The sequence below is a fragment of the Acinetobacter terrae genome (assembly GCF_002135195.1).
Classification (GTDB): Bacteria; Pseudomonadota; Gammaproteobacteria; order Pseudomonadales; family Moraxellaceae; genus Acinetobacter; species Acinetobacter terrae.
Window position 1 is genome coordinate 90,146 of record NZ_NEGF01000012.1, and the last position, 14,572, is coordinate 104,717.

At 40.9% G+C, this 14,572-nt stretch carries 12 protein-coding genes; 4 read left to right on the plus strand and 8 right to left on the minus strand.

The features are described from left to right. Positions 1–105: 105 nt before the first annotated feature. Positions 106–735 (plus strand): alpha/beta hydrolase, encoded by a 630-nt coding sequence (locus tag B9T23_RS12970; RefSeq protein ID WP_086194400.1) that lies wholly within the window; start codon positions 106–108, stop codon positions 733–735. Between the two features lie 206 nt (positions 736–941). Here B9T23_RS12970 and B9T23_RS12975 read toward each other — a convergent pair whose 3' ends face one another. From B9T23_RS12975 to pheA, 4 genes are all read right to left on the minus strand, one after another. After that, on the minus strand, positions 942–1,322 hold the full coding sequence (locus B9T23_RS12975) for a hypothetical protein (protein ID WP_086194401.1): 381 nt from the start codon (positions 1,320–1,322) through the stop codon (positions 942–944). 109 nt (positions 1,323–1,431) lie between these two features. After that, entirely contained in the window at positions 1,432–3,678 is a 2,247-nt protein-coding gene (locus B9T23_RS12980; RefSeq protein WP_086194402.1) for a bifunctional prephenate dehydrogenase/3-phosphoshikimate 1-carboxyvinyltransferase, read from the minus strand. A gap of 3 nt (positions 3,679–3,681) precedes the next feature. Continuing rightward, entirely contained in the window at positions 3,682–4,788 is a 1,107-nt protein-coding gene (hisC, locus tag B9T23_RS12985) for a histidinol-phosphate transaminase (protein ID WP_086194403.1), read from the minus strand. A gap of 79 nt (positions 4,789–4,867) precedes the next feature. Then, positions 4,868–5,977: a prephenate dehydratase gene (gene pheA, locus B9T23_RS12990; RefSeq protein WP_067724353.1), complete on the minus strand. Its 1,110-nt coding sequence runs from the start codon at positions 5,975–5,977 to the stop codon at positions 4,868–4,870. Positions 5,978–6,445: 468 nt separating this feature from the next. Between pheA and B9T23_RS12995 the strand changes: the two genes are divergently transcribed. Both B9T23_RS12995 and B9T23_RS13000 read left to right on the plus strand, forming a co-directional pair. Then, positions 6,446–8,167, plus strand: a complete 1,722-nt coding sequence (locus B9T23_RS12995; RefSeq protein WP_086194404.1) for a long-chain-fatty-acid--CoA ligase — start codon at positions 6,446–6,448, stop codon at positions 8,165–8,167. A 144-nt stretch (positions 8,168–8,311) separates the two neighbouring features. After that, on the plus strand, positions 8,312–8,830 hold the full coding sequence (locus B9T23_RS13000) for a type 1 glutamine amidotransferase domain-containing protein (protein ID WP_086194405.1): 519 nt from the start codon (positions 8,312–8,314) through the stop codon (positions 8,828–8,830). A 33-nt stretch (positions 8,831–8,863) separates the two neighbouring features. Here B9T23_RS13000 and B9T23_RS13005 read toward each other — a convergent pair whose 3' ends face one another. Both B9T23_RS13005 and B9T23_RS13010 read right to left on the minus strand, forming a co-directional pair. Continuing rightward, on the minus strand, positions 8,864–10,006 hold the full coding sequence (locus B9T23_RS13005; RefSeq protein ID WP_086194406.1) for an acyl-CoA dehydrogenase family protein: 1,143 nt from the start codon (positions 10,004–10,006) through the stop codon (positions 8,864–8,866). 148 nt (positions 10,007–10,154) lie between these two features. Further along, complete coding sequence (locus B9T23_RS13010) at positions 10,155–11,501, minus strand: dicarboxylate/amino acid:cation symporter (protein WP_086194407.1); 1,347 nt, start codon at positions 11,499–11,501, stop codon at positions 10,155–10,157. Positions 11,502–11,926: 425 nt separating this feature from the next. Here B9T23_RS13010 and B9T23_RS13015 point away from each other — a divergent pair, with 425 nt between their 5' ends. Continuing rightward, on the plus strand, positions 11,927–12,928 hold the full coding sequence (locus B9T23_RS13015; RefSeq protein WP_086194408.1) for a glycosyl transferase family protein: 1,002 nt from the start codon (positions 11,927–11,929) through the stop codon (positions 12,926–12,928). 259 nt (positions 12,929–13,187) lie between these two features. Here the strand turns inward: B9T23_RS13015 and B9T23_RS13020 are convergent, their stop codons facing one another. Then, the gene (locus tag B9T23_RS13020) at positions 13,188–13,454 is read right to left on the minus strand and encodes a YeaC family protein (RefSeq protein WP_086194437.1); all 267 of its coding nucleotides are present in this window, start codon (positions 13,452–13,454) and stop codon (positions 13,188–13,190) included. A gap of 3 nt (positions 13,455–13,457) precedes the next feature. Further along, entirely contained in the window at positions 13,458–14,399 is a 942-nt protein-coding gene (locus tag B9T23_RS13025) for an NAD(+) kinase (protein ID WP_086194409.1), read from the minus strand. Positions 14,400–14,572: the final 173 nt, after the last annotated feature.

Sequence of the window (14,572 nt, forward strand, 5' to 3'; positions counted from 1 at the left end):
TAATTAAACAAACTATAACAGTAGACTTATTTTATTTCCAATTTGTGTTTTTACTGAACATTATCGGTAAAATATCTCATTCTCCTGTTATCCGTCGGTTGTTATATGTCCGAGCAAATTTTCATTCAAGGCCCTGCTGGTCAACTTGAAATTTTTGTTGATTATCCACAGGGTGAAGTGAAAGGATTCGCGGTTGTATGTCACCCCCATCCCTTGCAAGGCGGTAATCCGCAGCATAAGGTACCCACGCTTTTGGCTCAAATGTTTCTTGAGCGCGGTTGCATTGTCTATCGTCCGAGTTTTCGCGGTTCAGGTCAAAGTGATGGCCTGCATGACGAAGGCCATGGTGAAACTGATGATATGCTAGAAGCCATTAAACAAATTCGCAGTAAACATATCAGCCTGCCTTTTTATGCGGGTGGCTTTAGTTTTGGCGCACATGTGATGGCAAAATGTTTCCATGCCTTGCCTGATGAAATTAAACCGAAGCAATTGATTTTATGTGGTTTACCAACAGCAACTGTGGCAGGTTTACGCCATTATGTTACCCCTGCCATTAAAGGTGATATTTTGTTTATCCATGGTGAAGCCGATGAAGTCACTTTATTATCTGACTTAATCGAATGGGCTAAACCACAACGTCATTTATTGACAATATTACCGGGTGCAAACCATTTCTTTACTGGATATTTAAAGCAATTGCGTATTGCGATCTCTCGCTTTTTAATTGCTTAATCAGCATCGAAAATTAATAAAAAGACCGTCATGAAGATGGTCTTTTTTATGCATTTTTTAATTTAATTTTCTAGCAAAAATATCTCTATTAAGTGGGCTTTTTATTATTTTTACAAGATGAGCAAATCCCAGAAATAATCCATTAAAAATTAAAATGAGACAAAAATGCGACTTATAAAAGCCGCATTCATACTTATATTTTATGATTAGCCCGTCGTCCATTTAAACTCACTAAAAGATTCATCTTCTTTTAAGGTGTTTTCAACCGCTTGCGCCAATTGATTCAATAAACTTTGTTCGGTAATACGATCTAGCCAATCCTGTTCTTCCTCGGGGTACGAGGTAATCTCGCAAACCAAATGCCCTTCTGCATCATGACTCTGGCAAGTGACAGATAAAGGTAAGGATTGATTATCTACACTTACAGCAACCTGATCACCACTTTGTGACAAGGTCTGAAAACCGTATTGACCCAATTCTTTAGACAAAAGATCTGCAACATATTCCTGAGTCACATGACAATCATTCGGTTGCTGTGACACATGATTATGCTTTTCACAGTTTGCAGTAAATTGTAATTTTCTCATCGGTGCATCCAAACACATTCTTGTTGTATGGTTTTAGCATAAGCAATAAAAACAAAACAGCCAAGCAAAAGCTTGGCTGTTTTCTAACAAATCTACAAAATTAGACTAATTACTCACTCACCTGAATCGCTAAACCTGCTTGATTTGCGAGTTCAGTGAATGTCGGAAAACTGGTTGCCACAGTTTCTGTACCGATAATTTTGATTTCGCCTGAAGTACGCAAGCCCGCCATACTAAAACTCATCGCAATACGATGATCATGATGTGATTCAACTTCACCACCATTGAAGATTGCAGACCAGTCACCTGATTTGCCTTTACCTTCAATAATAATGCCGTCATCAGTTGGGGTGCAGTCGATGCCCATGGTTTTCAAGCCATCTGCCATCACTTGAATACGGTCAGATTCTTTAACGCGAAGCTCTGCAGCACCAGTCAAAATGGTTTGACCTTCTGCACATGCAGCTGCAATAAACAGTGCCGGGAATTCATCAATCGCTAGCGGCACTTGATCTTCCGGCATATGGATACCTTTCAAGGTGCGCGTACCGCGAATACGAATATCGGCAATTGGCTCACCGCCTGCAATACGTTCATTTTCTACAGTTAAGTCAGCACCCATTTGTTTCAGGATTTCAATCACACCAGTACGGGTTGGGTTAATACCGACCGCTTCAAGTGTTACATCTGAACCTTCAGTAATGGCTGCACCGACCATGAAAAACGCAGCAGATGAAATATCAGATGGCACCTGAATTTCAGTCCCAACCAATTTACCGCCACCTTGCAGTGAAATACGATTGCCTTCAGTTTTCACTTCATAACCAAAAGCGCGCAGCATACGTTCAGTATGGTCACGTGTTGGTTCAGGTTCGGTCACCGAAGTTTCACCATTTGCCCAAAGACCCGCCAATAAAATACCTGATTTCACTTGAGCCGATGCCATTGGCAAATCGTAGTGAATACCTTGAAGGTTTTGGCTGCCAGTAATTGAAACTGGCGGTGTACCACGCTCACCTGTGGTTTGAATCTGTGCACCCATTTCACGTAATGGTTTGGCAATACGCTCCATTGGACGTTTAGACAATGACGCATCGCCCGTCATCACAGAATCAAATTGCTGTGCAGCCAACATACCTGAAAGCAGGCGCATGGAAGTTCCTGAGTTACCCATGTACAAGGCACTTGCCGGTGCTTTTAAACCATTGATCCCAACACCATGAATGGTCACTTCACCATTCTTAGGCCCTTCAATGCTAACGCCCATAGCACGGAATGCCTGAAGCGTCGCTAAAGCATCTTCACCTTCCAAGAAACCTGTCACGTGCGTTGTACCTTCCGCAATCGCACCAAACATGATAGAGCGATGTGACACAGATTTGTCACCTGGCACGGTAAATTTACCCTGGAATTTTTTAACACCTGGCAAAATGGTAAATTGTTGTGTCACTTTATTTTTCTCCATCAGGGGTTTCTTAGAGAGCATGTGATTGAAATGCTGACGTGCCGCTTGTGCATGTTCAAGCAATCCCATCAATGCTTGTGAATCTTCGTTTTCAATCAGTTTACGGATTTCGGCAAGTTGCTGTTCAAATCCATCGACCGCATTTAAAATTGCTTTTTTATTGGCAAAAAAGATGTCATGCCACATCTGTGGATCACTGGCTGCAATGCGCGAAAAATCGCGGAAGCCTCCTGCAGCATAACGGAAAATATCCAGATTATCTTCTCGATTCGCCAGTTGCTCAACCAGGTTAAATGCCATTAAATGCGGAAGATGACTGGTATGTGCCAGCACTTCATCGTGCTTTTCCACATCCATGCAAATGACTTCCGCCTTTGCCGCTTGCCACAGTTGAATCAGCTTATCCACGGCCCAGTCGCCACTGCTTGGAAGTGGTGTCAAAATCACTTTATGATTGGCAAATAAATCGACTTTACCTGCATACACACCGGTATGTTCGGCACCTGCAATCGGATGACCCGGTACAAAACCTGCAGGCAGGTTTTCGCCATACACCGCTTTTGCAGCATCCACGACATTACCCTTGGTACTGCCCACATCGGTAATGATGGTTTTCTCCGACAGATACGGCTTGATGATTTCCAGTACCTTTTGCGTTGCACGCACAGGTAATGCCAAAACCACCAAATCTGCACCTTGCACAGCATCGACAGGATTGTTATAGCCTTCCTGAATAAGTCCAAGCGCTTTTGCATCATCCAGCGTTTTTTGCGAACGTGTTGAGGCAACAATTTGCTTTGCCAAATTTTCAGCAATCATCACACGAGCCAGACTTGAGCCAATCAGCCCAAGTCCAATAAAGGCAACTTTTTCAAACAGTGGCTGAGACATGGCTTAAGCTTTTTCCTCTACAGCACTGTTTGCTAAATCAAGTACTTTGGCAAGTGCTGTCAAGAATTTAGCATTTTCAGCTTCAGTACCAATCGATACACGAAGATGATTTGCAATACCGACCGGACGTACAATCACACCTTCTTTCAATAATGCATTAAACGTTTGTGCAGGATCAGCCTGCACATCGACCAAAATAAAGTTGGCACGTGAAGGTACATAATCCAGACCAAGAGCCGCAAAACCTTGTTCAAGCTGCTTCATGCCCGCTTTATTTACAATACGTGATTGTTCAATAAAGTCTTCATCTTTCAATGCCGCTACAGCTGCGACCATTGCAAGATGATTCACATTAAATGGCTGACGAATACGGTTCAGGTAATCAGTCACTTCGGCTGATGCCAAGGCAAAACCAACACGAAGTGCTGCCAAGCCATAACACTTAGACAAGGTACGGCTAACAATAATGTTTGGATATTGTTCTAAGAATTTTAAGCTATTGAAGTTTTCAGGGAAATATTCCACATAAGCTTCATCAAGAACCACAATCACATTGGCCGGTACTTTTTGCATGAAGGCTTCAAATTCAGCTTCTTCAAACCAGGTTCCGGTTGGGTTATTTGGATTGGCAATAAAAACCAGTTTGGTATTGTCTTTAATCGCTGCTGCCATGGCATCTAAATCATGCGCAAAGCCTTTTGCAGGCACTTCAATCGCTTCTGCATTAATCGCTTGAGTCACCAAAGCATATACCGCAAATGCATGCTGGCTATACACCACAGAATCTTTTTCTGAAACGAATGCACGGGCAAACATTTCAAGCAGGTCGTTTGAACCATTACCCAAAGTAATACGGTCAGCAGTCACACCAAATTGTACCTGAATCTGGTCTTTTAAGATAAAACCGCCACCGTCTGGATATCGACCAATTTCTGCCAGTTCAGCAGCCACGGCTTGCTTCACCTTTTCAGAACAACCCAACGGATTTTCGTTCGAGGCTAATTTGACGATATCAGTAATCCCTAACTCACGCTCAAGTTCACTAATAGGTTTACCTGGTTGATAAGGCTTTAACTTTGAGATGCCTTCATTGGCAGGGACAAACGACATGTTACTCTTCCAGTTATTTCAAGTGATAAATGTGATCAACTTCAATGCAAAAATTGACCACTGCTTTGATGGATAAGATTTACAATACTGCAATCGGGTAAGAACCCAAGACTCGAACCTCTTTCACCAAAGGACGAATTTCTTCAATTGCCGCTTTGACGTTTTCTTGCTCAACATGGCCTTCCAGGTCAATAAAAAACACATAGGCCCATTTTTCAGGTAAAGCCGGACGAGTTTCAATACTGGTTAGACTAATGTTGTGTTTTGCGAAGGGTGCCAGAATTTCAAGCAATGCACCGGCACGATCATGTGCAGAAATCAATAATGAAGTTTTGTCATTGCCACTTGGTGGTACTTTTTCACGGCCAATCACCAAGAAACGCGTGGTATTCTCAGGATTATCTTCGATGTTGCCATGTAGAATTTCCAGGTCATAAATACTTGCAGCGACATCAGAGGCAATTGCTGCTGAATGCCATTCATTGCGAATACGGCGTGCCGCTTCGGCATTTGAACTTAAGGCAACACGTTCAACACCCGGATAATGTGCATCTAACCAGCCACGGCATTGCGCCAATGTTTGCTGATGTGCATAAATCTGTTTAATACTGTCTTTACGGGTATTTGATGACACTAAGAATTGGTGATGAATACGCAATTCCACTTCACCAATTACATTTAAATGTGAGGCTTTAAAACAATCTAAAGTATGGTTGACCACACCTTCAGACGAATTTTCAACAGGCACTAAACCATAATGTGCACTACCCGCTTCTACTTCGCGGAATACTTCATCAATGGTTGGCAGTGGGCGAACAATTGCATCTTGCCCAAAATGTTTAAGCACTGCTGAATGCGTAAAAGTTCCAACAGGACCCAAGAATGCAATACTTTGCGGAGCTTCAAGCGCCAAGCATGCTGACATGATTTCGCGGAATAAACGCGCCATGGTCACATCAGATAATGGCCCTTCATTACGCTGCATAACATTACGTAAAACTTGTGCTTCACGCTCAGGACGGTAAAACATTGGATTCTCTTCAGAAGCAAATTTTGCTTTTGCCACTGCTTCTGCCAATTTCGCTCGACGATTGATAAGTTGTTGAATCTGCTGATCTACAGAGTCAATATCCTCACGAATTTGAGCAAGGTCAAGAGAAGTCTTGGTGTTTTGATCGTCGTGGATCATTGTTATGTCGCCCTTCGAAAACATTATGCAAACAGTATAACAATAGTTAGCTTTCAATTGTTACGCAATAAGACTTTGATTGATTCAGTCTTAAAAACATACAGTTGATTTAATCAGCAATTTTATTCCGGATGTTTTTGCCATGAATATTTAAAATTGATGAGGTTTTGACAATTTAATAAAAATTAAGCGACAAGCGTACATCGTTAAATTTGGATCAGGATCAGGATCAGTCCTGCCGATTTTATGTCATTTAGTTAAATTAATTTATCGACATTTGCAAATAAGGTCATACTTTTCAGGTCTTATTGAACGACGATTGCGTATTTATCGTTTTTGTATTACATCATATTCATTGGCAGATTTGATCATTGCGAAAAATACCTGTTTACTCGATGTTAAAAGATCAAGGTCAGGACTGACATAAAAAATCAAAACAATTTAAAAAGATAAACTTAAGGATATGAAATGAGTCATTACGCACAGCGCCCATGGGAAAAACATCTGCCAACCTCATTACACGGCTATCACCTTCAGCCAGAGCAAGTTCGCTCCAATCTGGCTGAATTACTCACCCACACCACGGCGCAATTTCCTCAATCACCTGCATTCAGTGTGGTATTACCGGTTGGCTTAAGCAAGACTTTAACGTTCCAGGAAATTGATAGTCTCTCGACTGCATTTGCCAATTACCTGCAACAGCATCTTCAGCTTCAAAAAGGTGATGTGGTCGGTTTGCAAATGCCGAATTCCCTGCAATACCCAATTGCGGTTTTTGCCTGCTGGAAAGCCGGGCTGATCATTACCAATATCAATCCACTTTATACACCGCGTGAGCTTGAATACCAGCTGACAGATAGTGGTGCAAAGGCACTGATTGTTTCGGAGTTATTTTTAGCGACTTTTGAGCGCGTCATTCAAAATAACCCTCAACTTAAATCGCTTGCATTAGTGACAGCAAGTTTAAGTGAATTTTTTGATCAACCGTATAGTGGTATGATTGCACAAAAGATGCAGGCAGATGCTGAAGCACAAGGTCGCTCACTCAAATCCAGTATTGAATATTCAACTTTCGCAGATGCTATAGCCATTGGCAAAGCTTTAGAACAATACATTCCTATTCAACATGATATTGCCTTGTATCAATACACAGGTGGAACCACTGGACGCAGTAAAGGTGCAGTGATCAGTCATCAAAATGTAGCCTCACTGATCAAAATCACTGGTGATTATTTACGTGCCCATCAGTCTGGATTTAATCATCAGGACTGCATTTTAACCGCTATTCCGCTGTACCATATTTTTGCTTTCAGCGTAAATTTCCTGATGTTTTTTGAAGGGGGTTCACATAATTTACTGATTCCATCGCCACGCCCAGTCAGTAATTTAAAACCCGCTTTTGAAAAATTCAATATCACCTGGCTAACGGGTGTGGATACTTTATATGCCGGCCTTTTGGCAGAAGACTGGTTCATTCAAAACCCACCGAAACTGACCTGCGCCATTTCCGGTGGAACGGCTTTACGTCCGACCACAGCCGAAAACTGGAAAGCTAAAGTGGGAACGATTATTGAAGGTTTTGGCATGACTGAAACGAGTTGTGCAGCACTCCTGCATCCACCGATCAGTGAAATTCGCCAAGGCTCTGTCGGTTTCCCACTCCCCGGCTCTGATATTAAAATTGTCAATACAGAAGGTCGGGAAGTTCCCTTGGGCGAAGCGGGTGAGCTTTGCGTTAAAGGTCCACAAATTATCTTAGGCTATTTAAACCGTCCAGCCGAGACAGCAGAAACTTTTGTTGATGGTTGGTTACATACCGGCGATATTGCCAAAGTGGATGAAGATGGCTTTTGTTATATCCTAGACCGTAAGAAAGATATGGTGATCGTTTCAGGTTTTAATGTTTATCCCAATGAAATTGAAGCTATTCTGGCAGAACATCCTGATGTCATTGAGGCTGCAGTGATTGGCATTCCAGATGAACATACTGGAGAATCGGTCAAAGCTTTTATTACCTCCAGTAACCCAAACCTTTCAAGCGATCACATTCTAAAACACTGCAAAGAAAACCTGACTGCCTACAAAGTCCCAAAATTCATTGAGATATTGAACGAGTTACCAAAGTCAACTGTCGGAAAAATCCTACGAGCTGAACTTCGACAAATGCAACAACAAAAAAATATTGCTTAGACTCAACTTATTACAGCACTTAAATCCAGCCCTGAAGCCCTATTTTCAGGGCTTTTTCTTTTGCAATAGTCATTTACCAAACTTCATCACAAAACTTTAATGTTTAATTTATAGTCTTTTAACAAAGCAGTTCGGAGAATAATATTGTCAAAAAGAATCGCCGTTTTAGTCACTCATGATTTTGAAGATGTGGAATACTCAGAACCCGTACAAGCCTTTCGTGCCGCACGTCATAGTATTTTGAATATTGAAAATAGAGCAGGCAATATTGTCTACGGTAAAAAGCGTAAATCTGCAGTGACCATCGACCAAAGTATTGATGATGTGTCCGTGCATGAGTTTGATGCCTTACTCATTCCCGGTGGCCATTCCCCTGACCGCCTGTGTGGTGACGCTCGTTTTGTCAATTTTATACGTAAATTTGCCCAGGCAAAAAAGCCCATTATGAGCATTTGTCACAATCCACAACTCCTGATTAGCGCGAAAGTAGTTAAAGGGCGATTAATGACTACGCTTAAAACTTTCGCTACTGATCTGATCAATGCTGGCGCGGTATATTACGACGTGGGAGTGGTGAATGACAATAATCTATATATCTCTTCACGTTCGCCTGACGATTTACCCGCCTTTATTGAAGAAAGCCTGATGGTATTGAGTCAATAAAAAGAGCCACTTGGCTCTTTTTTATTTCATGGATTAGCGCCCCAATATGCTGCGTGCAACAATCTCTTTCATAATTTCATTGGTTCCACCGTAAATGCGTTGAATACGCGCATCGACAAAGAAACGTGAAATTGGATATTCAGTCATATAACCATAGCCACCAAACAGTTGTAACAGGTTGTCGGCAATTTTCATTTGCATATCGGTACTGAAACTTTTTAATGCAGCGGCTGTTTCTACATCAAGTTTACCTTGCATGTAGAGTTCGACATTCTGGTTATAAAAAGCGGATGTTGCCAATTCATCAATTTTTGCTTGTGCAAGTACAAAACGGGTATTCTGGAATTGACTAATTGGTTGACCAAATGCTTGACGCTCTTTCACATAAGCAATGGTGACATCAATTGAACCACGAATCGCACCAATGGCTGTTGAGGCAATCGCTGTACGTTCACGTGGTAATTCTTGCATTAAATAAGCAAACCCTTGCCCGGCCTGACCCAGTAATTGATCCTTAGGCACTTTGATATTATCGAAAAATAATTCTGAAGTATCTTGCGAATGCAAACCAATTTTATTCAGGTTTGTGCCCTTTTTAAAGCCCTCTAAATGCGTATCCAATAGCATCAAAGACACGCCTTTTGCACGTGCTTGAGGATCAGTTTTTACAGCCAGCACCACCAAGTCTGCATGTTGACCATTTGAAATAAAGGTTTTTGAACCATTTAAAAGGTAGTGATCACCCTGCAAAACGGCATTCGTACGCATGGCTTGCAAGTCTGAACCTGCTCCGGGTTCAGTCATACCAATGGCACCGACTACTTCCCCAGAAACCATTTTCGGCAACCAGTATTGTTTTTGCTCTTCTGTCCCAATGTGTAAAATATACGGCGCTGCAATTTCAGAATGACATGAAATACCAGTGGATAATGCGCTAAATCCGGCACGTGCAGATTCTTCAACCAGCATCAGTGAATAATGGGTTGGAACACCATAACCACCATACTCTTCAGGTACATCGATACACAAGAAACCATTTTCGCCCATCAAATTCCAGATTGAACGAGGCATAATGCCTTCCTGCTCCCATTGTTCATAATGCGGTGCAATATGTTCATTCAAAAAGCGTTTGAAGTTATCGCGGAATAGTTCTAAATCAGCATCATAAGCCAACATATAGCGTCCTTGTATTGGGTTGTTGTATTTATTCCTTCCCATCCTATTCATTTTATAAACATCTGTCATGTTCTATAAGCATGATATTTCATGACTTTTGGGTCAATAAAAAAGGAAGCCGAAGCTTCCTTTTTCTTAATCAAATCTTTTAGCCATGTAGTCTATCTGCTTCTTCAAGCATCTTGGCATCCACATATTCAGGGTTGTTTAACGCATGATGAAGCTGTTCAGTGTCCAATTGACCGACCCATTTTGCAACGACAATAGTCGCCAATGAGTTACCGACCAAATTAGTCAATGCACGTGCTTCAGACATGAAACGGTCAATACCCAGAATCAAAGCCAAACCTGCCACTGGAATATGACCCACTGCTGACAATGTCGCCGCCATTACAATGAAACCAGAACCCGTTACACCCGCTGCACCTTTAGAAGAAATCAATAACACGACAAGTAATGTAATTTGATGTTCAATATCCAACTGTGTATTGGTTGCTTGGGCAATAAAGATTGCCGCCATGGTCAAGTAAATAGAGGTACCATCCAGATTAAATGAATAACCTGTAGGAATCACCAGACCCACCACTGACTTTTCACAACCTGCAATTTCAAGTTTCTTCAACATACGAGGCAATACAGACTCTGAAGATGATGTACCTAAAACAATCAATAATTCTTCACGAATCATGCGAATCATTTTCAAGATACTGAAACCACACACACGACTGATTGTGCCGAGTATGATGAAAATGAACAGTAAACATGTCGCGTAGAAGCACAAGATCAATTGACCCAACTGCGCCAAACTGCTAATACCATATTTACCAATGGTAAATGCCATCGCACCAAACGCACCGATCGGCGCTAACTTCATAATCATGTTTACGATATTGAAGAAAACGTGAGAGATTTGATCGATAAATTTGAGTACGGGTTTACCCGAATCACCCAGTTTATGCAGCGCAAAACCGAACATAATCGCAAATAACAATACTTGAAGAATTTCACCTTCAGCAAATGCACCCACAACCGTATTCGGGATGATATTCATAAAGAAATCAAGCGTCGATTGTGAAGCACCTGATTCTACATATTTAGAAATACCTGAGGTATCTAAAGATGCAGGATCGATGTTCATGCCTACGCCCGGTTTTGCAATATTAATTACAAGTAAACCGATCAGTAAGGCAATCGTTGATACAATTTCAAAGTAAAGTAAAGCAATACCACCAGTTTTACCCACTGATTTCATGCTTTCCATACCAGCAATACCACTGACGACTGTACAGAAGATTACTGGCGCGATGATCATTTTAATCAAACGAATAAAAGCATCACCTAAAGGTTTAAGTTGTTCACCTAAGCCCGGAACATATTGTTCTGCACCATTGATTATTTGCGTTCCACTTGGTGAAAAATGACCAACGAGGATACCGGCAATAATGGCAACAATCACTTGAAAATAGAGTGACTTATAAATTGGTTTTTTAGCCATGACATTACTTCACGATATATTTCTAAATAAGAAATATTCAGTTTTTGTCTATTTTCAACAAATAAACAGCCCAAAACCCTTTTGCCAAGCAAAAGAGCGCCAAAGCATTGAATTCCTTCAATACTGAACAATAATACGTATTATAAATGTGATTTAAAATCACGAGATTCTGAACTTTTCCAAATTCAAAACCGTTAGATCAGGAGATTAGAATGCAACAAAAGTCTAACATAGATTAAATTTTACCTAATTTTTTAGCGTTTGTTCTCGTTTATTTGTTAATAAGACTAAATAATCGCCTATTTCTTATTAGACATTGGTCTAAACTTAACCCATCAAGTTTTTTTGGAATTAAGCTGAAATATTTCTATCAACTTTATAAAATATCCGCATACTTATTTTACTTGCCCATTAAAGCTAGCCTTATGCAAACCAAAAGAAATATCTATAAAGATTTTGAACATCCTTTTGCACAATATGTCCGTATTGTGGGTAAAGGGAAAAATGGTGCGCGGTCTCTCAGTTATGATGAAGCCTATCAAGCCTTTAGCATGATCTTAAAAGATGAAGTCTTGGATGTTCAGCTTGGTGCTTTCTTAATGCTGTTACGTGTTAAAGAAGAATCTGTAGATGAGCTGGCAGGTTTTGTACAAGCCACACGTGATCAACTCAATTTTAAAAACTTAGATGTCGATTTAGATTGGTCATCGTATGCAGGTAAGCGCAAGCATTATCCATGGTTTTTATTGGCTGCACTGACTTTGGCACAACAGGGTTATAAAGTGGTGATGCATGGTGCATCGGGTCATACCATCAACCGTCTTTATACCGAACAGGTCTTGGAATACTTCGGTTATGCTATTTGCCAAAATGACACAGATGTGAAACAACAATTACAACAACGCAATTTCGCCTATATTCCTCTAGAAGCGATTTCACCCATCTTAAGTGACTTGATTGCCTTACGTAATGTGATGGGCTTACGTTCACCGATTCATACCCTTGCTCGCTTGATTAACCCATTTAATGCCAAAGCAACGGTGCAAGCGATCTTCCATCCAGCTTATCGAACTTCACACCAACAGGCGGCTTTTAAATTAGGCTATAAAAATAGCGCTGTGATTAAAGGTGAAGGTGGGGAATTTGAACGTAATCCTGATGCGAAAACTTTAATTTGTGGCATTAAAAATGGCGAGCTGTACGAACACGAATTACCAAAACTGACTGAAAACCGTAGTCCTATTGAAGAAGAACTGGATTTAGCAGTTTTTAAAGCGGTTTGGGAAGGCAAGCAAAGTCATGAATATGGTGAAATTGCAGTCACTGAAACCATGGGGATTGCTTTATATACTATGGGCGCTTGTGATTCTTATGATGAGGCAATGTTAAAAGCGAAAGAACTTTGGCAAAATCGAAAAGTTGTTTAATAGCTTAAAGGGTCAGGCTCTACGGAGTCTTATCGTTTATAAGCAAATATCTGGAGCTCGTTGTGTTACTTTTTAAAAATGAGCTAGTGATAGCGCAAGTAAACTTTTTCCATTCGCAAAACTCGGCAAATACCACCGAGTGTCATCTCTCTCGCAAAAACAGGACTATATGAATATAGTCCTGCCTCGAACAGTTGCGAATGGCTTTTACGTGTAGCTAAACTTCAATTTAAAGTTTAGCTACTCAAACAACTCATCATTAAACAAAACGAATCGGTTGGAACTCAGGTTCTTCAACATGTGAATCACAATGTTCATCTTCTTCTTTGGTGCCACGGTCAATATAACCGCTGCGCTCAGTTTCAGGTAAATGCTTCATTTCCCACGCATATACCGCTTGCATACAGGTCTTACGCTGTTCAGCCGTTAACGCAATACCATTAGGCCATTTACCAATTTCTACTGCTGTTTTTAAACGCGAAACAATTTCAGGATCGAGTACGGCCAGCATTTGTTCAATATTCATCATTTAATCCTGCTGTTGTAAATAGTCAAAATCTTGATTCCAACCAAGTTTGGTACGGCATGCCATATAGAAGTCATAACCTGGTGGATGAAGTAAATTCAATTTAAATGGATGTTTACGGATATGTAAACTATCACCAACATTGAGTGAAACACTATGTTGACCATCGGCACTGACCATCGGCAACACGCGATTTTCACGAATCATAATCTTAATCTCACTATGCCCACCGACCACAATAGGACGTGAAGACAAGGTATGCGGGTGCATCGGCACTAAAGAAATGGCATCCATACCAGGATGAACAATGGGTCCACCACCCGATAAAGCATATGCCGTAGAACCGGTTGGTGTAGAGACAATCAGACCATCACTATGCTGACGATAGACATATTGACCATCAATATTCAGTTCGAAGTCAATCATATGAACCGACCTGCCCGAATGTAAAACCACATCATTCAAAGCAATGGCATCATAAATACTTTCACCTTTGGAACGAATTTCCATTTCTAGCAAGAAACGGCGATCCAACTGAAACTCACCTTTGAGCACTTGATCAAGCTTGAATATAACTTCGGTCGGCTTAATGTCTGTTAAAAAGCCCAAACGACCCCGGTTCACGCCAATGACAGGGGTATTATGTTTTACCAGTGCGCGTGCAGCATGCAATAAAGAGCCATCGCCACCGACCACAATCACCAAATCAACCACTTCACCCAGTAAAGCACGACTGACGGTTTGCGTATTGGGATAAGGAACCAGCTCTGCTGTTTGAGCATCAAAAACAGGATGCAGCCCTAAACTTAAAAGATGATCATGAATGAGACTTAAAGTTTCAACAACGGAGGATTTATCTGGACGCCCTATTAATCCAATGTTTCGAAAAGTCTTATGTGAAATTTGCACCTGAGTCATCGCTCCGCTACGATTCCTGCATATCATAGCATTAACCCTATTCATTTTAAAAAACTTTAAAGTTTCATGTAGCACTCTATATAGATGAATGAGTGACTAAACAACGATTTGTATCCCATCTATATACCAACTACAGCAAACGTCTCTGCAAATTTAAATAATATTGATTTTTTATGATAAAGATCACATTTTAAAAGCAG

Coding starts and splice junctions, on each gene's coding strand:
- B9T23_RS12970 (WP_086194400.1), top strand. CDS start 106: ATGTCCGAGCAAATTTTCATTCAAGGCCCTGCTGGTCAACTTGAAATT.
- B9T23_RS12975 (WP_086194401.1), bottom strand. CDS start 1,322: ATGAGAAAATTACAATTTACTGCAAACTGTGAAAAGCATAATCATGTG.
- B9T23_RS12980 (WP_086194402.1), bottom strand. CDS start 3,678: ATGTCTCAGCCACTGTTTGAAAAAGTTGCCTTTATTGGACTTGGGCTG.
- hisC (WP_086194403.1), bottom strand. CDS start 4,788: ATGTCGTTTGTCCCTGCCAATGAAGGCATCTCAAAGTTAAAGCCTTAT.
- pheA (WP_067724353.1), bottom strand. CDS start 5,977: ATGATCCACGACGATCAAAACACCAAGACTTCTCTTGACCTTGCTCAA.
- B9T23_RS12995 (WP_086194404.1), top strand. CDS start 6,446: ATGAGTCATTACGCACAGCGCCCATGGGAAAAACATCTGCCAACCTCA.
- B9T23_RS13005 (WP_086194406.1), bottom strand. CDS start 10,006: ATGTTGGCTTATGATGCTGATTTAGAACTATTCCGCGATAACTTCAAA.
- B9T23_RS13010 (WP_086194407.1), bottom strand. CDS start 11,501: ATGGCTAAAAAACCAATTTATAAGTCACTCTATTTTCAAGTGATTGTT.
- B9T23_RS13015 (WP_086194408.1), top strand. CDS start 11,927: ATGCAAACCAAAAGAAATATCTATAAAGATTTTGAACATCCTTTTGCA.
- B9T23_RS13020 (WP_086194437.1), bottom strand. CDS start 13,454: ATGAATATTGAACAAATGCTGGCCGTACTCGATCCTGAAATTGTTTCG.
- B9T23_RS13025 (WP_086194409.1), bottom strand. CDS start 14,399: ATGATATGCAGGAATCGTAGCGGAGCGATGACTCAGGTGCAAATTTCA.